Origin of the sequence: Microbacterium sp. NPDC089696 (assembly GCF_044749125.1) — a bacterium.
Taxonomy (GTDB): domain Bacteria; phylum Actinomycetota; class Actinomycetes; order Actinomycetales; family Microbacteriaceae; genus Microbacterium.
On sequence record NZ_JBIVHF010000003.1, the window covers coordinates 220,375 to 241,839 of the forward strand.

General features: G+C 70.7%; 13 protein-coding genes, 4 tRNA genes and 1 pseudogene. 7 read left to right on the forward strand and 11 right to left on the reverse strand.

Going from position 1 to position 21,465, the window contains the following annotated elements; all coding sequences use genetic code 11:
• Entirely contained in the window at positions 1 to 582 is a 582-nt protein-coding gene (locus tag ACIPY8_RS17465) for a type II toxin-antitoxin system PemK/MazF family toxin (protein WP_400820929.1), read from the forward strand.
• On the opposite strand, the gene ACIPY8_RS17470 is transcribed toward ACIPY8_RS17465, so the two are convergent.
• Complete coding sequence (locus tag ACIPY8_RS17470; protein ID WP_400820932.1) at positions 551 to 1,204, reverse strand: Pr6Pr family membrane protein; 654 nt, start codon at positions 1,202 to 1,204, stop codon at positions 551 to 553. The genes ACIPY8_RS17465 and ACIPY8_RS17470 overlap by 32 nt on opposite strands.
• A 93-nt stretch (positions 1,205 to 1,297) precedes the next feature.
• Between ACIPY8_RS17470 and ACIPY8_RS17475 the strand changes: the two genes are divergently transcribed.
• Positions 1,298 to 1,678, forward strand: a complete 381-nt coding sequence (locus tag ACIPY8_RS17475) for an SPW repeat protein (protein WP_400820935.1) — start codon at positions 1,298 to 1,300, stop codon at positions 1,676 to 1,678.
• Between the two features lie 67 nt (positions 1,679 to 1,745).
• On the opposite strand, the gene ACIPY8_RS17480 is transcribed toward ACIPY8_RS17475, so the two are convergent.
• From ACIPY8_RS17480 to ACIPY8_RS17515, 8 genes are all read right to left on the reverse strand, one after another.
• Positions 1,746 to 2,168, reverse strand: coding sequence for a GIY-YIG nuclease family protein (locus ACIPY8_RS17480; RefSeq protein WP_400820939.1), 423 nt, complete (start codon positions 2,166 to 2,168; stop codon positions 1,746 to 1,748).
• Positions 2,169 to 2,391: 223 nt separating this feature from the next.
• Positions 2,392 to 3,228, reverse strand: coding sequence for an ABC transporter ATP-binding protein (locus ACIPY8_RS17485; RefSeq protein WP_400820941.1), 837 nt, complete (start codon positions 3,226 to 3,228; stop codon positions 2,392 to 2,394).
• Positions 3,229 to 3,292: 64 nt separating this feature from the next.
• The gene (locus tag ACIPY8_RS17490; RefSeq protein ID WP_400820943.1) at positions 3,293 to 4,360 is read right to left on the reverse strand and encodes a FecCD family ABC transporter permease; all 1,068 of its coding nucleotides are present in this window, start codon (positions 4,358 to 4,360) and stop codon (positions 3,293 to 3,295) included.
• On the reverse strand, positions 4,357 to 5,385 hold the full coding sequence (locus ACIPY8_RS17495) for a FecCD family ABC transporter permease (RefSeq protein WP_400820946.1): 1,029 nt from the start codon (positions 5,383 to 5,385) through the stop codon (positions 4,357 to 4,359). Before ACIPY8_RS17495 ends, ACIPY8_RS17490 begins: the two co-directional genes overlap by 4 nt.
• Positions 5,386 to 5,395: 10 nt before the next feature.
• Positions 5,396 to 6,286 (reverse strand): siderophore-interacting protein, encoded by an 891-nt coding sequence (locus tag ACIPY8_RS17500; RefSeq protein ID WP_400820949.1) that lies wholly within the window; start codon positions 6,284 to 6,286, stop codon positions 5,396 to 5,398.
• A complete protein-coding gene (locus tag ACIPY8_RS17505) occupies positions 6,283 to 7,245 on the reverse strand; it encodes an ABC transporter substrate-binding protein (RefSeq protein WP_400820951.1) in 963 nt (320 codons plus the stop codon). The genes ACIPY8_RS17500 and ACIPY8_RS17505 overlap by 4 nt, the downstream gene beginning before the upstream one ends.
• Before the next feature lie 107 nt (positions 7,246 to 7,352).
• Positions 7,353 to 8,141, reverse strand: a complete 789-nt coding sequence (locus tag ACIPY8_RS17510) for a helix-turn-helix domain-containing protein (RefSeq protein WP_400820953.1) — start codon at positions 8,139 to 8,141, stop codon at positions 7,353 to 7,355.
• A gap of 122 nt (positions 8,142 to 8,263) precedes the next feature.
• Positions 8,264 to 8,336 (reverse strand) — tRNA-Val (locus tag ACIPY8_RS17515).
• A 152-nt stretch (positions 8,337 to 8,488) separates the two neighbouring features.
• On the opposite strand from ACIPY8_RS17515, the gene ACIPY8_RS17520 reads away from it, so the two are divergent.
• From ACIPY8_RS17520 to ACIPY8_RS17535, 4 genes are all read left to right on the forward strand, one after another.
• Positions 8,489 to 8,561 (forward strand) — tRNA-Gly (locus tag ACIPY8_RS17520).
• Positions 8,562 to 8,614: 53 nt separating this feature from the next.
• Positions 8,615 to 8,685: transfer RNA gene (locus ACIPY8_RS17525), tRNA-Cys, on the forward strand.
• Between the two features lie 26 nt (positions 8,686 to 8,711).
• Positions 8,712 to 8,783 (forward strand) — tRNA-Val (locus tag ACIPY8_RS17530).
• Positions 8,784 to 8,867: 84 nt separating this feature from the next.
• Positions 8,868 to 9,128: a hypothetical protein gene (locus ACIPY8_RS17535; RefSeq protein WP_400820955.1), complete on the forward strand. Its 261-nt coding sequence runs from the start codon at positions 8,868 to 8,870 to the stop codon at positions 9,126 to 9,128.
• Between the two features lie 71 nt (positions 9,129 to 9,199).
• On the opposite strand, the gene ACIPY8_RS17540 is transcribed toward ACIPY8_RS17535, so the two are convergent.
• Both ACIPY8_RS17540 and ACIPY8_RS17545 read right to left on the reverse strand, forming a co-directional pair.
• Positions 9,200 to 10,249, reverse strand: a complete 1,050-nt coding sequence (locus tag ACIPY8_RS17540) for a 2,3-butanediol dehydrogenase (protein ID WP_400820958.1) — start codon at positions 10,247 to 10,249, stop codon at positions 9,200 to 9,202.
• 26 nt (positions 10,250 to 10,275) lie between these two features.
• Positions 10,276 to 10,824: a TetR/AcrR family transcriptional regulator gene (locus ACIPY8_RS17545; protein ID WP_400820960.1), complete on the reverse strand. Its 549-nt coding sequence runs from the start codon at positions 10,822 to 10,824 to the stop codon at positions 10,276 to 10,278.
• Between the two features lie 322 nt (positions 10,825 to 11,146).
• Between ACIPY8_RS17545 and ACIPY8_RS17550 the strand changes: the two are divergent.
• Positions 11,147 to 21,465, forward strand: a pseudogene (locus ACIPY8_RS17550) (hypothetical protein); the annotation flags it as partial.

Below are 21,465 nucleotides of genomic sequence, written 5' to 3' on the forward strand. Positions count from 1 at the left end.
GTGGCCAACGCGATCGACATCCTGGTAGCTCTCGGGGACTCCGTGCTCAAGGCTGTACGAGTCGACAGGACGCCCCGGACGAAGAATCGTCCGGGACGTCCTGTCGCACGTGTGCGGCGCTCCGACGAGGTCACCGGCCCGGCGGCGCGGAGCGTGCGGGAGGAGCCGGGAGGCACCGCGACGGTGCGCATCGACGCCGAGCACGTCGACGACGTGCGCATCGACTACGCGCCGGACCGCGACGGCGCGCCCGATGCGGGGGAGATCATCTGGACCTGGGTCCCGTACGAGGAGGACGACGGCCGGGGCAAGGACCGTCCCGTTCTCGTGATCGGCCGGCACTCCGCGAGCCGCGTGTACGCGGTGCGCATGACGAGCAAACCGCATGAGCGGGACCGCGACTACCTCTCGATCGGCTCCGGCGGATGGGATTCGCAGGGGCGCGAGTCCTGGGTCGACATCGAACAGCTCTACAGCGTGCACGAGACGGGGCTGCGCCGCGAGGCGGCCGTGCTCGACAGGGCTCGCTACGGACGCGTCGCCGAGGCGCTCACGCGGCGTTACGGCTGGACGCGCGGCTGATCATCGCACGGTCGATCCGCACGCGGCTGAGCGCCCACACGAGCGCGCCGGCGCCGAGGAGCGCTGCGAGCAGCCCGACGATGTGCATGACCAGCGACGCGACCCCGCGCTCCGGGAGCAGGAAGCCGTAGGGCACCCATCCGTCGGTGACGCCGCGCACGAGCACCACCGCGAGCCACAGCAGCGGATAGGGCAGAACGATCCACAGCCGGCGCCAGGGCAACGGCGCACGGTCGGACACCAGGGTCCAGTCGAGCAGTGCCAGCAGAGGGACGACCGTGTGCAGGATCGCGCTCACCCAGGCGGGCGCCGTGCCGGTGCCGGGCACGAGGAGGTTGTAGACGAGCCCGACGATGATCAGGCACGCGACCGCGATGCCGCGGGCGGCCGTGAGCCACAGCGGAACGCGGCGGCCACCGAGGGCGAGGGCGGCCACCGCGATGAGGAGGACAGCCGTCGCGAGGCTCGTGAGATTCGTGAAGTACCCGAAGTAGTCGAAGGGGTTGGCGCCCGATCGCGGGATGCCGATCACGTACGTCCACGCCAGCAGCACGAGCATCCCGATGCCGAGCGAGAGCCTCGACACCGCGACGGCGCGCGACGGGGGCGGGAGGACGCTCATCCGCTCAGAGTACGTGCATCCGCATCCAATCCGATCGAGGAGCCGCCGCGAACCATCTGTGAGCCGCACGGAGCGGCGCCACTAGGAGGAATCATGCGTTTCATCCCCACCAAGGTCCACGGCATCCTCGACTACATCGTCGGAGTGGCGCTGATCGCAGCACCGTGGCTGTTCGGCTTCGCGAGCATGGGCGGCGCCGCCGTCATCATCCCGATCGTCCTCGGGGTCGGACTGATCGTCTACAGCCTCTTCACCAAGTACGAGTGGGGTCCCTTCGGTTTCATCCCGATGCCCGTCCACCTGGTGTTCGACATCGTCGCGAGCCTCTTCCTGGCGCTGTCGCCGTGGATCTTCGGCTTCGCGAACCAGGCTCCGAACGTGTGGCTGCCGCACGTCGTCGTCGGCATCGCCGTGATCGTCGTCGTGATCTTCTCGCAGCCGCAGCCGGCGCGGGTGAAGACCGCCACCGCCTGATGACCGCCTGAGGCCCCGTACGGTATCGGTCCCGTGCGGGGCCTCAGTGCTGCCCGGCCGTCCGCACTCAGGGGCGCAGCGCCGCGCTCACCCATCGCGCGTACAGCTGCCACGGATCGGCGGTCGTGCGCAGCGTCGCGATGTGCGCCTCGAGCTCCGCGTCGAAGGTGAACCACTCACCGCCCTCACGGATGGATGCGAACTCGCGGTGCCGTGCCTGCTCGACGGCACGACCGCCGGGCTCGAAGGCCAGGAGCTCCTCGTGGCGGATGCTCGCGAGTCTCTGCCGAGGCCGACGGCTCGTTCCGATCTTCACACGTCGGTCGAAGCGCAGGTAGTAGACGACCTCCACGACGGGCCGCGGGACATCGGCATCCGGCGCCGTGCCGAAGAGCCACCCGCACCACGCGCACTCGAGCCCGGCAGAGACGCGGACGGCCTCGGATCTGCCGCACAGAGCGCAGGGATCGGGAAGCCGGGAGGTCGTCACACTCGGACTCTAGGCGTCGCCTCCGACATCCGTCGGGGCGCTCCGCCGTCTCTTGACGCCGCGCGGCACAGTGCGCGATCTCAGCCGGGGGCGAGCGGTCACGGGCGGCCTGAGGAGCTCCGGGTCCCGGCATCCGATCGTCTGCCACACGGCGTGCAGCACTCGCCGGGGATCCCGGGACTCGAAGTCCTCGATGAGCGTCGGCATCCGGCCACGCCAGCGCTCAGCGCGGCACGACGAGCGGCGTGCCGGAGTGCGGATCGGCGATCACGGTGCAGTCGAGACCGAAGACCTCGTGCACCCGCTCGGCCGTGACGATCGATGCGGGGGCACCCGAAGCCACGACCCGCCCGTCTCGCATCATCACCATGTGATCCGCGAACCGCGCCGCCTGGTTGAGGTCGTGCAGTACGGCGACGACCGTCCGCCCCTCCCGGTGCAGTCGATGGAAGAGACGCAGCAGGTCGTACTGGTGTGCGATGTCGAGGAACGTCGTCGGCTCGTCGAGCAGCATGGTCGGAGACTCCTGGGCCAGGAGCATGGCGACCCACACGCGCTGTCTCTGCCCGCCCGACAGCTCGTCGACCAGACGGCCCGCGAGTTCGGTCGTCCCCGTCGCGTCGAGTGCCGCGGCGACCGCCGTCTGATCCTCGTGCGACCACTGGCGCAGGATCGTCTGATGCGGGTGCCGCCCCCGGGCCACCAGGTCGGAGACGCGAATGCCGTCCGGCGCGATCGACGTCTGCGGCAGGAGTCCGAGCCGGCGGGCGACGTCCTTCGTGGGCAGCTCCGCGATCGCGCGGCCGTCGAGCAGCACCCGACCCGCGCGCGGCTTGAGGAGCCGCGCGAAGGCGCGCAGCAGCGTCGACTTGCCGCACGCGTTCGGACCGACCACCACGGTGAACGAGCCCGGCGGGATCTCGACGTCGAGGTGCTCGGACACCACGCGTCCGTCGTACCCGATCGTCACGTCCTCGGCATGGAGGCGGGGCGTCGACTCCGCATCCTTCGTCGGCCCGGAGGAGGTCTTCTCCGCGTCGTCGATCAGCGCCTCCGTCATCGTGTCCTCCTGCATCCGCTCTGCTCCCGTCTCCGCTGGGTGGAACTGTCGTCGTACTCACCGATCATCGTCGTCGCGCCTCCTGGATCAGCAGCCACACCAGGTAGACGCCTCCGAGACACACGGTCACGATCCCGACGGGGATCTGCGTGGGGGCGAAGAGCCGCTGCGCCAGCACGTCGCTGGAGATCAGGAGGAGCGCCCCGACCGCGGCGGATGCCGTGAGCGTCACGCTCGCGGATCCGGTGAGCCGCCGTGCGATCTGCGGCGCGGCGAGCGAGATGAACGCGATGGGCCCGGCCATGGCCGTCACGACGGCGGTGAGTCCGACCCCGAGCACGACGAGCGCGAGCCGGGTCCCTCCCGTGCGGACGCCGAGCGCCGAGGCCGCGTCATCGCCCATCTCGAGGAGATGCATCCGGTCCGCGAGGATCGCGACGGCGATGCCGAGGGGGACGATCACGCACGAGGCGATGAGAACCTGCTCGGCCGTGATGAGGTTCAGCGAACCGGCGCCCCAGGCGCTCGCGAGCAGAGCCACGTTGAGGTCGGCGTTGAGGATGATCCACGTGTTCACGGACGCGAGCATCGACGCGACTCCGATGCCGACGATGATGAGCCGGAATCCCGTGAAGCCACGGCGGAAGGCGAGGAGATACACAAGGAGGGCGGTGGCCGTGCCTCCGGCCAGCGCTGCGGCCGCCGTGGTCGCGACGCTCACACCGAAGGTCGTGATCACGAGGAGGGCGCCCGTGTACGCACCGGCGTCGAAGCCGATCACATCGGGGCTTCCGAGCGGGTTGCGGGTGAGGGACTGGAAGATCGCGCCGCCGATGCCGAGTGCGATCCCGAACACGAGAGCGCCGAGCACGCGGGGGAGCCGCCACTCCAGGATGACGAGTTCGGCACGGGGGTCGCCGAGACCGACCAGGGTCGCCAGGACCTCGCCGGGGCTGAAGGCCACATCGCCGAGCGTCAGTGCGAACACCCCCACGATCAGGGCGGCGAGCAGCGCGGCGACGGTCACGCTCGCCGCGCGCACGCCGATGCGGCGGGAGAACAGCGGCGTGCGAGGACTCAGGACCCGTCGGCCCGCCTCGACGGGCGGGGGCGGGGTGAGAACGGCGGTCACAGTCCGCTGGCCTTCCGTCGGCGCACGAGCGCGATGAGCACGGGCGCTCCGATGAGCGCGGTCACGATCGAGACGGGCAGCTCGCCGGTGCGGAGGACCAGTCGCCCGACGACGTCGGCGGTGAGGAGGAGCAGCGGGGCGGCGAACAGCGTTCCCAGGAGGATCCATCCCTGGTGGGGACCGACGAACCAGCGGACCGCGTGCGGCACCATGAGTCCGACGAAGGCGATGGGGCCGGCGGCCGCGGTCGCCGCGCCGCACAGGAGGGTCACGGCGACGATCGACAGCACGCGTGTGAGCATCACGCGGGAGCCCAGCGCGGTCGCCAGGTCGTCTCCGAGCGCGAGCGCGTTGAGCGACGGCGCGAGACAGAACGCCAGCACGAGGCCGATGATCAGGAAGGGGAGGACCGTGTAGACGTCGGGCGTGAGCGAGGTCAGCGATCCCGCGTTCCAGGTGCGCATCGAGTCGAAGACCGTGGGGTTGAGCAGGCTGATCGCTGCGACCACACCGCCCATGACGGCGCCGAGCGCCACGCCCGAGAGGGTCATGCGGAGCGGATCGGGAGTCGTGCGGCCGGCGGAGCCGATCAGGTACACGAGCACCGTGGCGGCGATCGCGCCGGCGAAGGAGAACCAGATGTATCCGCTCGCCGCACTCACGCCGAAGAACGCCACGCCGATGACGACGCCCAGACTCGCCCCCGCGTTCACGCCGAGGATGCCGGGGTCGGCGAGCGGATTGCGGGTGAATCCCTGGATGAGCGCGCCGGCGATGCCGAGAGCGGCGCCCACCGCGAGACCGATCACGGTGCGGGGGACGCGCATGCCCTGCACGATGGCTCCGGCATCGCCGCCCCCGTGGAGGAGGCCCGACCACACCTCGGCCGGACCGACGCGCTGCGAGCCGAAGACGATGCTCGCGACGCAGGCGAGCGCCAGTGCGAGAGCGAGCAGACCGACCACCAGGCCCCGGCGCGATACCGAGACCTGGGGTGTCTGCTCCTCGACAAGGAGATCTGTCATGACGGGGGAATCACAGCCCGAGCTTCTCGAGTTCGGCCTCGTAGTCGTCCTCGATGTCCTCGGAGGGGCGCGAGTCGTCGTCCCACATCGCCATCAGTCGGGACCGGGTGTCCTCGTCGAGAGCCTCGTAGCGCTCCCGCCATGCTTCGGCGTTCTCGGTCCAGTACCCGATCACCTTGTACGCGGTCGGCGCCAGGCGGAGCTCATGCCGCAGGTGCTTGCGCACGCCGCGCGTGGCCTTGGTCTCGCCGGCGACCCACACGTATCCCGGACCGTCGGGGAGCTCCGAGGATCGGAGGATCTCCTCGATGCGCGTCGGCGCGTGCCCGTTCCCGCCATGCACCCAGTGCATCTCGACGCCCTCGGGCACGGTGACCTCGAGCTCGTCTTCGGGTGAGGCGACCTCCACCACGACCCGGGTGCGCACCCCGGCCGGGGCGGTCTCGGCCAGACGCGCCGCGGCCGGGAGTCCCGTCGCATCGGCGATCAGCAGCTGCCAACGGATGCCGTCCGGCGGTGAGTACAGGCCCTTCGGCGTGTTGACGCCGACCACGTCGCCCGGCTTTGCCTGCAGCGCCCATCGCGCGGCGACACCGCCATCGTGCACGACGAAGTCGACCGTGAGCTCGTTCGCCTCGGCATCCCACTCGCGCACCGTATAGGTGCGCATCGGGGCGGGTTCGACGCCGTCGGGGAACGCCCAGTACCCGTCGTCCGTCGGATAGGGGAGGTTCGGCTCCGATTGGCCGTCCTCGGGGAAGAAGACGCGGAAGTACTCGTCGCCGACGCCTGTCGACACGAAGCCCTCGAGTCCTTCGCCTCCGAAGACGATGCGGACCATTCCGGGGCTCAGTCGCTCCACGCGCTCGGCCACGATGCGATGCACGAGGTTGACGCTCATCCGAGGAGCGCCTTCTCGACGACGGAGAGGAACGCGTCCTGCCCGCTGGGGGAGCCGTAGATCATCTCGTAGTTGTACGGGTGGTACTGCGCGTCCTTCACGAACGAGAGATTCTGCCACAGGGCGTTCTGTTTCAGCGCGTCGTCGGTCTCGACCCAGACGGTGCCGTCCTCGTTCGCGCCGGTGAACACGACGTCGATGCCCTCGAGCTGTCCGAGCTGCTCGGGGCTCAGCTCGGCGTAGTCGTCGCTCGCGGGCAGTCCCTCGTCGGTCGCGTTCATGAGGGGGGCCATCTCGAGGCCCAGGTCGGCGAACACGAGGCAGGGGACGCCGTAGCACGACACCGTCACCTGGCCTTCGTAGTAACCCATGTCGGCGACGACCGGGTGGATGTCGGCGGCGTCCAGGCGAGCGCGGATGTCCGCGACGCGGGCCTCGTACTGATCGACCCAGGCCTGCCACTCGTCCTCGCGTCCGAGGTCCTTCGCCGTCTGGGCCACGGCGTCACGCCAGTCGCCGCCGTCGAAGGCGTTGTACGTGTAGGTCGGGGCGATCTTCTGCAGCTGGCCGTCGAGGTCTTTCTCGTAGCCGAGTCCGCTGAGGATGAAGTCCGGCTGGGCGTCGAGGACCGCCTCGAGGTTGAACTCGGGGAAGTTCCCGAAGGTCTCCAGCCCCTCGAGTTCCTCCTGCGGGAAGAAGTCGGGGAACGCCGTGAAGTCGTCGCGGATCGGCTGTGTGTCGGCGAGGTCGAAGCCGAGCGTGATCAGGATGTCGAGATCGGTCGTGTAGAAGCCGAGAGCGGCCTTCGGCTCAGCGGGCATCGAGATCTCGGCGCCCGTCGGCGTGGTCACCTCGACGGTGTCGCCGCCGGCGGAGCCCGAGGCCGACGCACCGGCGCAGGAGGTGAGCAGGAGGGCCGTCGCCGCGAGCGCAGCGAGGGAGAGGGGTGTGGAGCGCATGACTGTCTTCCGGGAATCTGGATCGGGGATGCCGAGCAGCAAGGTAAGGCTTGGCTAACCCAGTATCGATCCGTCCCGTGTTCCGGAGAGGACGTGCCGTGTCGCGCTCAGGCCGACTTGCGCTCAGCGGCGCTCCTGGCGGAGGCGAACTCGCCCGGCGTGCGCCCCAGCTCTCGGCGGAACGCCTGCACGAAAGCGCTCGGCGTCGCGTACCCCGAGCGACGGCTGACGAACGCCACGGTGTGGTCGGCCGCGAGCCATTCGATGGCGCGGCGCATGCGGGCGCGGGTGCGCCACGTCGAGAAGCTGAGCCCGGTCTCGGCGACGAACAGGCGTGAGAGGTTGCGCGCGCTCGCCCCCACGTGGCGGCCCCAGTCCTCGATGGACCGATCGTCCGCAGGGTCCGCCAGCAGGGACTCGGCGATCATCCGCGTGCGGGTGTCGAGGGGGAGGGGAAGGTCGATCGTCGACACCTCCACGGGCTCGAGCAGGCTCACGACGAGCTCCTCGGCGTGGGCTCGCGGCGACGTCGGGAGATACGGCGGGCTCTCGAGGCGTTCGAGGAGCACGCGGATGACGTCGGGCATCGCGACCGCCGTCGTGCGCGAGGGCGCGTCGGCGACGTCGAGGTCGATGAAGGTGCAGCGGAAGGTCGTGCCGGCGGCCGCGGTCACGCGATGCGAGACGCCGGCCGGGATCCAGAGGCCCAGGGTTCCGGGGATCGCGAAGTAGCCGTCGTCCGTCTCCGCGGTCAACACGCCGCGCGTACCCCAGAGGAGCTCGTGACGGTCGTCGTGGACGTGCGGGTCCCATTCGACGCGATCGGAGAGGGTGAAGGAGTTCGTGCCGATGCGCCACACGACGGACTCGTCGGTCTCGGGGTCCGTCGGAGGCATCGTCGTGGCCGGTCCTCTCGGGTGATGGTTAGGGCACCCTAAGTTACCACGGCAGTCGTCCGCCATCCTCGACGGGGAAACAGGAAACCCCGCGGTCCGATGCGGAACGCGGGGCTTGTCGGTGGGCGATACCGGACTCGAACCGATGACCTCTTCCGTGTGAAGGAAGCGCGCTACCAACTGCGCCAATCGCCCATACCCGTGGGGTACGTCAACCGATACTACCGGACGCTCAGAGCCGCCGACGACCATCCGGGGAGACACGCGCGAGATTCGGTTCCGGTTTGGACAGTCGCGGATCATCGGCTAATGTTTCATAAGTGCCCGTGACAACAACCGGGAACAACGCGGATGTAGCGCAGTTGGTAGCGCACAACCTTGCCAAGGTTGGGGTCGCGAGTTCGAGTCTCGTCATCCGCTCAAGTGCAGGGGCCTTCTTCGGAGGGCCTTCCGCACGTGGGGTCAATCCACACGGTGGCGTGGCCGAGCGGCTAGGCACCGGCCTGCAAAGCCGTTTACACGGGTTCGAATCCCGTCGCCACCTCTCTACAAACTGAATAGCCCCTACGGGCGCGATTGGCGCAGCGGTAGCGCGCTTCCCTGACACGGAAGAGGTCACTGGTTCGATCCCAGTATCGCGCACAGATAGAAACCCCCGGCTTACCGGGGGTTTTCTCGTTTTCGCCGGATCATCTCCGCGGCGCGGTGGGCGCTACGCTCAGCACTGTGGTGATCATCTTCCTCTCGGTCTGGAGTCTCGGCGCTCTCGGGATCGGTGCACTCTTCGCGTTCAGGCCCGAGATCCCTGCCGACATGTACATCGCGCAGGCGGACAGCATCCGCGGCGTACGCCGTCTCCGACGTCGTCTCGCGCCTCGCGCCCGCATCCTCGTGTGGTACCGCATCGGCGGCGTGTTCTTCATGGTCATGGGCGTGGTCATGCCCGTGCTCGCGCTCACCGGAGTGCTTCCTCTCGACGAGGTATAGCCGCGATCCGGTCCCGCGAATGCGCGTGGGGCCGAGCGGACGCATCCGCCCGGCCCCACGCGCGGCTCGGATCAGCCGGCCCGGACGAGGATCTTCGCGCCGGCGCCGCCGCGCAGCGCGTGGATCGCATCGACGACACCCTCGAGCGGCGCGTCCTGCACCCAGCCGGTCGTGTCGTACACGCCGCGGGACATGGCCTCGATCACGGCGTCGAAGTCCTCCGGCAGATAGGCGAGCGCCCCGGCGATCTCGGTCTCGCCCATCACGAGCTGCGTGGGGAGGAAGTCCATGGGGCGCTCGTGGATCGCGACGACCACGACGCGTCCGCCGGGTGCGAGGCTCGCGAGCGACGACGTGACGGCGGGGCCCGCGCCGGCGGCGTCGAACGCCACGTCCACGCCGTCGCCATCGCTGAGGGCGCTCACGGCCGCGGCGAGGTCCTCGTTCACGGGGTCCACCACGGTCGCACCGAGGGCGGCGATGATCGCTCGGCGCTCGGCGCTGGGCTCGGACACGAGCACCTTCTCCACGCCGCGGGCCTTCAGTGCGAACCAGACGCCGATCCCGATCGGGCCCGCGCCGGCGATGAGGGCGGTCCCGCTCGCCTCGACGCCGCTGCGCGCCACCGCGTGCCAGGCGACGGACATCGGCTCGACGAGGGCGCCCATGCGCAGGTCGACGTTCTCGGGCAGCACGTGCAGCTTCGACGCGTCGACGGTCGTGAACTCGGCCATGCCCCCGCCGTGAGAGCTGAGGCCGTGGAACCCGATCTCGCGGCAGACGTTGTACTTGCCGCGGCGGCACGCTGCGCACTCACCGCAGTAGTAGATCGGCCAGACGGCGACCCGATCGCCGACCTGCACATCGGTCACACCGTCTCCGAGCTCGACGACGGTTCCGGAGAACTCGTGGCCGAGGATCTGCGGCAGCGTCGACCCGGTCACGGGATGCGGGTGGTCGAAGTCGAGCCCCGCGGCCTCCGGGCTGTAGTACACGTGCAGATCGGAGCCGCAGATGCCGGCGAAGGCGTTCCGCAGCTTGACCTGCCCGGGCCCGGGCGTCGGCTCGGGCACGTCCTCGACGCGGAGGTCCTCCTGAGCGTGGAACACTGCGGCCTTCATCTGTCTTCTCCTTTTCCGGGTGGCCGTCAGTGCAGCCACCACTCCGGTGACGCCGCGAGGATGAGCCTCACGGCGCGGTCGATGTCGTCGTCGTCTCCGCGGAGCCATTCCTCGATGGCGCCCACCGTGCCGGCAGCGGCGTAGGCGACGGCGATGCGCATCGCAGCGGGATCGGCGAACTCCGGGGGAACGATCCGCGGGTGCAACTGCGCCCACAGGACGAGGCCCTCGCGGATCGACCGTTCCAGTGCGCTGCGCAGCGGGGCGGCGAGCAGCGGATGCATCGCTCCGCGATAGACGCCGGAGCGCCGGTGCACGTGCGAGATCAGCGCCCTCTCGCCGTCGCCGATCGCCTCCGTGCGCGGGAGGACCTCCATGGCCTCGGCGATCTCCTCGGCCAGGGCGTCGGCGAGCAGGGCCGTCGGGCTCTCGGTGTGGCGGTAGAACGTGTCGCGGGTGATCCCGGCTTCGGAGCAGACGGCGGATGCGGTCACGTCACCGATCGGCATCCTTTCGGCGAGTGTGAGGACGGCGCTGCGCAGGGCTTCCTGCGAGCGTCGCGACCGTGCGTCCATGCTGTCAGGATATCGGACGTCTGTCAGATAAGGGTCGGGGCAGGCGAAAGCAGTGTTTGAGACGAAGGTCTGTTTTCTCCCTGGACCATCGGCCAGCGAAGTCCCGCCGAATGTGGAAAACACCAGGTCAAGCGATATGCCGATGTGCGGTGGGAGCGCTCCCGAGCCACATCCGTCACATCCGCACCATTGTCATCACCTGTGAGTTCGCCTATCGTTTCTGGCACGTCGCTCCCCAGGACGGGGAGTGTACGGGCCTTGAGGGGGGTTCGTGATGGTGGGGGGAGGTGCTCGGCGTCGGCAGCGCCGGTCATTCGTCGCGATGGCGACCGCGATCGCGGTCATCGCGGCAGGCTTCACTCTCGGAGCCCCCACCACCGCTGAAGCCGCCGTCGTGCAGTGGGGCACGAACTCGGGCACCGCGCCGAACTATCAGGCCAACGTGAACGGCGACTTCCTCATGGCCGGCAACGGCGTGCTCGCGTGCTCCGCCACCACCGCCACGACGAACGGCACCTGTGCCGACCTGCACGCCGCGTCCAGCACGAACGCCCAGAACGTCAACGACAACTTCGTCATGACGCAGAACAACTCGGTGGCAGGGTTCACCGCCAACTCGAGCAGCGCGACGATGACGATCCCGTCCGGCGCCACGGTCGTCAAGGCCTTCCTCACGTGGAGTGCCAACACGGGCGCGTACACGGGCGACACCCGGCGCCTTTGCGCGCAGTATTCGGCGGCTCGCGGCGTCGCCACCATGCCGGCGGGCAGCGCGACCGGCTACACCAACCGGTCGATCCAGTTCAAGGTCGCGGGCGGCGCCGTCGCCGACATCGCCCCCGACAACGTGCTCGTCGACCCGGCATCGCAGGCCACCGCGCTCTACTACTCCGCGAGCGCTGACGTCACCGCGGCTTTCGCCTCCGTCCCCACCGGCAACGAGATCACGCTCTCGGCGGGCAACATCTGGACCCCGACGGGCGCCGGATGCTACGCCGGCTGGTCGATCGCCGTGGTGTACGACTACGGGACCTACCTCCCGAACAACCCCGCTTCGGTGCCGCACAACATCATCTACTATGAAGGCCACGTGCGTCAGGGCGCGAACGATGCCGACCTCACCGTCGCGTTCAACGGCTTCACGGCCGTCGCCGCCGGCACTCGCGCGGGCTTCACCCTCTTCGAGGGCGACCGCAACATCACCGGCGACTCCGCCTCGTACTCGCGTGGGGGGTCGACCGCCTACACCGAGATCCCGAACGCGGCAGGGGCGAACGGCAACATCGGCATCTCCCGGGCGGTGGGCTCCGTCAGATACACGGGCACGGCCGGCACGGCGTTCACCAATCAGAGTGTCGACGTCGCCTCGGTGCCGCTGACGAACGTGGTCGCGGGCGACTCGACCGTGAACCTCCGCCTCGGAACGTCGGGCGACTCGTACCTGCTCCGCAACGCCATGCTCTCCGTGCCGACCGCCGGTCTGCAGCTCGTCAAGACCTACGACGGCACGGTCGACACGCAGGCGCGCACCGCGACCGAGCTCGCGACGTTCACGATCCGCATCACGAACACCGGTGCCGGCACCCTGCGGAACATCGTGGTGACCGACGACCAGGCGAACTGCGCCCGTAATCTCGGCGCTCTCACGCTCGCGCCCCTGGAGTCCACGACCTACACCTGTACCGCGACGGCGCCATCGTCCACGGGATACGTGTCGACGGCCGAGGCCACGGCGAGAACCGTGGTGGGGGACTTCCTCGCGCGGGACAGCGACAGCACGACGGTCCTGCTGAGCGCCATCAGTCTGTCCAAGACCAGCGCACTGGCCCCGGGCGGAACCGGCAAGGCGGGCGACGTCGTCGTCTACACCTTCACGGTCACCAACACCGGGCAGTCCGTGCTCACGGACATCATCATCACGGACCCGCTCGTCGGGCTCTCGGCGATCACGTACGGCACGTGGCCGGGGACGGTCGGCACGCTGACGCCCGGACAGTCCGTGAGCGCGACCGCGACCTACACGCTGAAGCAGTCGGACGTGGATGCCGGGTCCGTGGCGAACACGGCGACCGTGAGCGCCGCTGACAGCGACGGTGGAGTCCGTCCGACCGGACAGGCGAACCGGGTGACGCCGATCGCCGCGGCCGGCGCCGTGACCGTCACGAAGACGGGAGCTCTCGCGAGCGGAACGTCGGGCCGTGTCGGCGATCGCGTCAACTACACGTTCACGATCCGCAACACGGGCAACGTCACGCTCGCGAACGCGTCCCTCGTCGACCCCCTCCCGGGTCTCTCACCTCCGGTCGTGACCTGGCCCACGTCCACCTCGGGCGTGATCCCCGTGGGTCAGGCAGCCACGGCCACCGCGTTCTACACGATCACGCAGGCCGACGTCGATGCGGGCAGCGTCCGCAACACGGCCTCCGCCTCAGCCCGAACCCCCGCCGGCACCACGGTGTCCGGCTCCTCCGCCCAGGTCACCGTCCCCACGATCGCCTCCGCCCCGGGCCTCTCGACGACGAAGTCGGGAACCGTCACGCAGGGCACCGGCGGGGTGGGAAGTACGATCACCTACACCTTCACCGCCCGGAACACCGGCAACACCACGCTCACCTCGGTGGCGATCGCAGACCCTCTCCCCGGTCTCTCGGCACTGACGTACAGCTGGCCCGGCACCGCGGGGACGCTCGCGCCGGCGCAGGCGGTCACCGCGACCGCCACCTACACGATCACGCAGGCCGACGTCGACGCCGGATCGGTGAGGAACACCGCGACGAGCACGGCCAGGACCCCTGCCGGCGCCGCACTCACGGTCCCGAGCAGCCAGTCCGTCGTCTCGACCGCGGCATCCGCTCCCGCTGTGACGCTGACCAAGACCGGCGCACTCGCGCCCGGGAGCACCGGCAAGGCCGGTGACGTCGTGACCTACAGCTTCCGCCTCGCGAACAGCGGCAACGTCACGCTCACCGAGGCGGCCATCACCGACCCGCTCTCGGGGCTCTCGGCTCTCACCTACACCTGGCCCGGCACCGCGGGGACGCTCGCGCCCGGTCAGGCCGTCACGGCGACCGCGACCTACACGCTCAAGCAGAGCGATGTCGATGCGGGCTCGGTCGCGAACACCGCGACCGCCTCCGCGCTGCCGCCGTCCGGTGCACGTCTCACCCAGACCCGCGCGTTCACCCTGCCGGTCACTCCGAGCGGGGCGCTCACCGTGCTGAAGTCGGGTGCCATCACCTCGGGCACCGGCGGCGTCGGCAGCACGGTCACCTACACGTTCTCCGCCACGAACAACGGCAACGTCACCCTGAGCCAGGTCGCGATCGCCGATCCGCTCGCCGGTCTCTCGACCATCGCGTACACCTGGCCGGGCACGGCAGGGACCCTGGCACCGGGGCAGACCGTCCAGGGCCGCGCGACCTACACGATCCGGCAGGCGGATGTGGACGCCGGCGCGGTGACGAACACGGCGACGGCGTCGGCCCGCACGCCCGCCGGCGCCGCGGTCACCGGCACCTCGCCGACGACCCGTGTGAACACGGCGACAGCCGCGCCCGCGACGACGACGAGCAAGGCGGCGACGGTGTCGGGGACGGCGTCGGTCGGCGACGTCATCACCTACACCGTGCGCACGACGAACACCGGCAACGTCACCCTCACCGACGTCGCCGTCTCCGACACGCTCGCCGGGCTCTCGGCGTTCACCTACACGTGGCCGGGAACCGCGGGTCGCCTCGCACCCGGACAGTCGGTCACCGCCGTCGCGACCTACACGATCAAGCAGACGGACGTGAACTCCGGCTCGGTCAGGAACGTCGCCTCGTCGACCGCGGCCTACGGGACGACGCCGGTCACGAGCACCTCCGGCACCGTCACGACCAACACCATCCCCGCGTCGGCCGGCATCGTCACGACCAAGTCGGGCGCGCTGCAGAGCGGGTCCTCCGGCCGGGCCGGAGACACGATCGTGTGGTCGCTCACACTCCGCAACTCCGGGAACGTCACGCTCACGGGCGTCTCGGTCGCGGACTCCCTGCCGGGCATCACCGCTCCCGTGTACGGCACCTGGCCGAGCGGGACGTCCGGAGTGCTCCAGCCGGGACAGACCGTCACGGCGACCGCGACGTCGACGATCTCCCAGACCGACGTCAACAGCGGCGCCGTGAGCAACACCGCGACCGGGTCCGGTGCTCCGCCGACCGGCGCGGCCGTCACCAGCACGGCTCCCGCGACGGTGTCGCTCGCCTCCGCACCCGGCATCGTGCTGACCAAGACGGGCGCGGTGACCTCGGGCAACGGGTCCGTCGGCAGCACCATCACCTACTCGTTCTCGGCGCGGAACACCGGCAACGTGACCCTCACCGGAGTGTCCATCGCCGATCCGCACGCGGGACTGTCGGCGCTGACGTACACCTGGCCGGGGGCATCCGGAACGCTGCAGCCCAACCAGACGGTCACGGCGACGGCGACCTACACGGTGCGGCAGTCGGACGTCGATGCGGGCTCGGCGAAGAACACGGCCACGGTGAGCGGCACGCCGCCGACGGGTGCCGCGATCACGGCGTCGTCCGGTGAGGTCTCGGTCGCGACCGTCGCAGCCGCACCGGGCATCGCCGTGACGAAGACCGCCGCGGGCGGTGGCGGGGGAGTCGGCAGCACGATCACCTACACGTTCCGCGCCAGCAACACCGGAAACGTCACGCTCACGGGAGTCGGGATCACCGATCCGCTCGCCGGACTCGGCGCTCTGCAGTACCAGTGGCCGGGGGCCGCGGGATCGCTCGCTCCCGGGCAGACGGTCGTCGCCACGGCGGCGTACACCGTGACGCAGGCCGACGTGAACGCGGGCGTCGTCACGAACACGGCGACGGCGAACGGTACCGGCGGAGGCACCAGGGTCACCGCGGCGTCCGGGACCGTGACGACGTCGACGGCGAGCAGCGCTCCGTCCATCGCGGTCACGAAGGTCGGGACGCTCTCGGGGAGCGGCGCGGCCGGAGACACGATCAGTTACGCGTTCACGGTGCGCAACTCCGGCAACGTCACCCTCACCGGTGTGTCGCTCGTCGACCCGCTGATCGGTGCGACGGCGATCCCGCTCACCGGATGGGCGGGCACCGCCGGGACCCTGCAACCCGGTCAGAGCGTCACCGGGACGGCCACCTACACCGTGAAGCAGAGCGACGTGGACGCCGGGTCGGTCGCCAACACGGCGACCGCGACGGGCACGCCCCCGCGCGGCGCGGCCGTCACGGGGTCGGCCCCCGCCACCGTGCGACTCGCGCCCGTCCCCGCGATCAGCGTCGTCAAGACCGGATCCGTGACCAGCGGTTCCGGTGGCGTCGGCAGCACCGTGACGTTCGCGTTCACGATCCGCAACGGCGGGAACGTCACGCTCAACGGCATCACCCTGACCGACAACCTCGCCGGACTGAGCACGCCGACGATCACCTGGCCCGGCGCCGCGAACACGCTCGCACCGGGGCAGACCGCGACGGGCACCGCGACGTACACGGTGCGTCAGGCCGACGTCGACGCGGGCTCGGTGCGCAACACGGCCACCGTCAGCGGGCGTCCGCCCACCGGGGCCGTGGTGAGCGCGACCTCGGCCGAGGCCGTCGTTCCGACGGCCACCGCCGCTCCGGGCCTCACGGTCACGAAGAGTGCGAGCACGGCCGCCGGCAATCGTGCGGGCGATGTCGTGACCTACACGTTCCGCGCCGAGAACACCGGGAACCAGACGCTCACCGGCGTGACCCTCAACGACCCGCTTCCCGGGCTCTCGACGCTCTCCGTCACGTGGCCGGGTGCCACGGGGACACTCGCTCCGGGGCAGGCGGCGACAGCGCGGGCGACCTACGTGATCACCCAGGCCGACGTGAACGCGGGGTCGATCCGCAACCGGGCCTCGGCCTCCGGCTCCGCCCCCGGTGGCACGGCCGTGACCGGGACCTCCGCCGACGTCGTCACGCCCACCGCGACCGCCGCGCCGCGCCTGACGCTCGACAAGACGGCCAGCCTGGCTCCCGGCGCCACCGGTCGCGCCGGCGACGTCGTCACCTACAGCTTCACGGTGCGCAACGCGGGCAACGTCACGCTCACGGGCGTCGGCGTCACCGACCCGCTGCCCGGTCTCTCGGCCATCGCGGTCACGGGCTGGCCCGGTGCCGTGGGGACGCTGCAGCCGGGGCAGAGCGTCACGGCGACGGCGACGCGCGCCCTGACGCAGGCGGACGTGGACGCCGGGTCGGTGGCGAACACCGCGACGGCCACCGGCACGCCGCCGACAGGGGCTGTGGTGCAGGCCACGGCGGCCGCGACGCTCCCGCTGACGGCCGGGCCGCTCCTGACGCTCGGCAAGACGGGCGCGTACACGCAGGGCACGGGTGGCGTCGGCAGCGTCATCACCTACAGCTTCACGGCACGCAACGCCGGCAACGTCACGCTCACGGGCGTCGCGCTCACCGACCCGCACACCGGCCTCAGCCCGATCGCGCTCACCTGGCCGGGGGCCGAAGGGACACTGGCCCCGGGAGCCCAGGTCTCCGGCACGGCGACCTACACCGTGACTCAGGCGGACGTGGACGCCGGCACGGTGCGCAACACCGCGCGCGTGGTCGGAACGCCGCCGTCCGGACCCGCCGTCGGCGCCGATTCGCCGACGGTGACGCTCGCCACGGTCGCGGCCGGCCCCGCTCTCACCACCACGAAGTCCGCGACGGTCAGCGGGACCGGAGCCGTCGGCGACGTGATCGACTACACGGTGCGCGTGACCAACACCGGAAACGTCACCCTGCGCTCCGTGGCCGTCAGCGACCCGCTGCCCGGGCTCACCCCGTTCACGTACACATGGCCGGGGGCGTCGGGGATCCTCGCGCCGGGCGCCCAGGTCGTCGCCCGCGCGAGCCACGTGATCACACAGGCCGACGTCGACGCCGGTGTCGTCACGAACGTCGCCACCGGAAACGCGCTGTCGCCCAACGGCACCCCGGTCAGCGCCGCATCCGGCACGGTGACGACTCCGACGACGGCCGGCGATCCGCGTCTGCAGGTCGTGAAGTCGGGCACGCTCCCCGCCGGGGCGACAGGCGTCGCGGGGGAGACGATCACGTGGTCGGTGACCATCCGCAACACCGGCAACGTCACGCTCTCGGGCGTCTCCGCGACCGATTCGCTGCCGGGCATCACCGACCTCGTGTACGGCGCATGGCCCGGCGGCACCACCGGGGTGCTGGCTCCGGGCACCTCGGTCACCGCGACGGCGACCTCGAGCGTCCGTCAGACCGACGTCGACGCCGGGTCCGTGGCGAACGCCGCGACGGCGACGGGCACGCCCGCGCGCGGCCAGGCGACCTCGGCCGTCGGCTCCGGCACCGTGCCGCTGAGCTCGGCGCCGGCGATCACGATCCAGAAGGCCGGCGCGTACACCTCGGGCTCCGGCGCGGTCGGCGACACCATCACCTACACCTACACCGTCCGCAACGCCGGCAACGTGACGCTGACGGGCGTCGCGGTCAACGATCCCCACAGCGGCCTGTCGGCGATCACCTACGCCGGATGGCCGTCGGGCACGCCGGGAACGCTGGCGCCGAACCAGTCCGTCAGCGCGACGGCGACGTATCAGGTGCGCCAGAGCGACGTGAACGCGGGGAGCATCACCGACGTCGCCACCGTATCGGGGCGTCCGCCGACGGGCGCGGCCGTCTCGGCCACCTCCCCGTCCGTGGTCCTCGGCACGGCGGCCGCGGCTCCCGCGATCCAGACCACGAAGTCCGCGTCGGTGGGCGGCGCCGGACAGCTCGGCGACCTCATCACCTACACGCTGCGGGCGACCAACACGGGCAACGTGACCCTCACGGGGGTCGCTCTCTCGGATCCCGCTCCCGGACTCAGCCCGCTCAGCTACGGGGCATGGCCCGGGGCGAGCGGCACGCTGCAGCCGGGGGAGTCGGTCACGGCGACCGCGACCCACCGAATCACGCAGGGAGACCTCGACGCGGGTTCCGTCGCGAACACCGCGAGCTCCACGGGCACTCCGCCGACCGGACCCGCCGTGACCGCGCCGTCGAGCACGGTCACCACGCCCGTCGCGGCGCAGAACGCGGACATCGAGGTCGTGAAGACCGGCACGCTCGCAGGCGGCGCGGTGACGCGCGTCGGTGACACCGTCACCTACGGCTTCTCGCTGCGCAACACCGGCAACGTCACGCTCACGAGCGTCACGATGACGGACCTCGATCCGGCGGTCTCGCCGCTGGTGTACACCTGGCCGGGCACCGCGGGCGTGCTCGCGCCGAACCAGGTCGTCACCGCGTCGGCGACGTACACGCTCACCCAGGCGGACATCGATGCGGGCGGCGTCGACAACGTGGTCAGCGGTTCGGGCACGGCTCCCGGGGGCGCCGTCGTCACCGAGAACGACGACGTGACCGTGCCGGTCGCGCCCGCGGCCTCGATCGGCGTCACGAAGTCGGGGACGGTGCTCGGAAACGGCGAGGCCGGCGACAGCATCCGCTTCGACTTCGTCGTCGTGAACACCGGAAACGTCACGCTCACGGACGTCGACCTGGCGGATTCGCTCCCCGGCGTCATCCCGGCCGTGACGTGGCCGGACCCCGGCGCACCCGGTGTGCTGAGCCCCGGCGCGCAGGCCACCGCCACCGCGACGTACACGATCACCCAGACCGATGTGAACACGGGCTCGGTGGTGAACTCCGTCACGGCGACCGGAGCACCGCCCTCCGGTGCCGCGGTGCAGTCGTCCGCCACCGTGGATGTCGCGACCGGAACCCAGCGCGCACAGCTCGTCCTCGCGAAGTCCGGCTCCACGCTCCCGGGAGAAGCGGGCGTGGGTGACGACATCACCTACACGTTCGTCGTGACGAACGCCGGCAACGTCACCGTCAGCGGCATCTCGGTCGCCGATCCGCTCACGGGCCTTTCGCCGATCACCGTCGCCTGGCCGGGGGCCACGGGTGTGCTGAACCCGGGGCAGAGCGCCACCGGCACCGCGACGCTCGAGATCACGCAGGCGCATGTCGACGCGGGGCGCGTGCTCAACACGGCCACGGCATCGGGCACGGGTCCCCGAGGACCGGTGTCGACGAGCTCGCCGCAGAGCGTGGTCCCGGTCGAGCAGGCGGCGCCGGCGATCGCGGTCACGGATGCCGGGTCGCTGCCTCCGGGATCGGCCGCAGGTTCGACGGTGACCTGGACCTACACGCTCCGGAACACCGGGAACGTGACCCTCACCGGGGCTGCGCTCAGCGATGCGCTGCCGGGGACCACCGCGCCGACCTATCAGTGGACCGGACCCGCCGGGGTGCTCGCGCCCGGCGGCGCCGTCACCGCGACGGCCACGACCGTGCTCACGCAGGCCGACGTGGATGCGGGCTCGATCGTCAGCGTCGTGACGGGCCGGGGCACCGCGCCATCGGGCACCGTGGTCACGGCCACCGCGCCCGCTTCCGTTCCGATCGACTCCACGGCCGGTCTGACGCTCGACAAGAGCGCGTCGAAGGATTCCGACCTCGTGGTCGGCGACGTGATCACGTACACGTTCACGGTGACGAACTCGGGCACCGCGACCATCGACGGCATCGCTCTGAGTGACCCGCTCCCCGGACTGTCGTCGATCACGTTCGGCGCCTGGCCGGGGACCGCGGGCACTCTCGCTCCGCGTGGCACCGTCACCGCGACCGCCGCCTACACCGTCACCCAGGCGGATGTGGACGCGGGCGGGCTCTCCAACACCGCAACCGTCACCGGTCTGACGCCGGCCGACGGGCCGGTCTCCACGAGCGACTCGATCACGGTCGCGACGAGGACGCGCGCTCCGGCGCTCGAGCTCGTCAAGACCGACGAGCTCACGGGGAGCGGCGCCCTGGGCGACTCGATCGGCTACACCTTCACCGTCCGCAACACCGGCAACACCACGATCACGGGAGTGGCGATCGCGGACGAGCTCGAGGGACTCTCGGGCATCGTGTTCGGCGCCTGGCCGAGCGGCGAGACGGGACGACTCGCCCCCGGCGACGAGGTGACCGCGAGCGCGCGGTACACGATCGTTCAGGGCGATGTCGACGCGGGTCAGGTCGTCAACGCGGCGACCGCGTCGGGGACGGGGCCGCAGGGCGCTCCGGTCTCGTCGCCCGAGGTGCAGGCGACGACGCCGCTCGCGGACGCCGGCCCCGCGCTCACGGCGACGAAGCGGGGAACGCTCGCGGCCGGTTCGACGGGCCGCGCGGGCGACACCGTGGAGTTCCGCTTCTCGGTCGTCAACAGCGGGGACGTCACCGTGAGCGAGGTCTCGTTCGACGACGCTCTCGCCGGGCTCAGTCCCCTCACCATCACCTGGCCGAACCCCGCAGCGCCCGGCATCCTCGCTCCGGGCGCGGAGGCGACCGCGATCGCCACGTACACGCTGCTGCAGTCCGACGTCGACGCGGGTTCGGTCGCGAACTCCGTCACCGTCACCGGCACCCCGGTGCGCGGCACGCTCGCGCCCGTCCCCGCCGCCGCCACCGTCCCGATCGCTCCCGGCGCCGCGTTGTCGGCGGTGAAGTCGGGTGTGTTGTCGGTGGGTGATATCGGTGTGGTGGGTGACACGGTGGAGTACACGGTGGTGGTGACGAATACGGG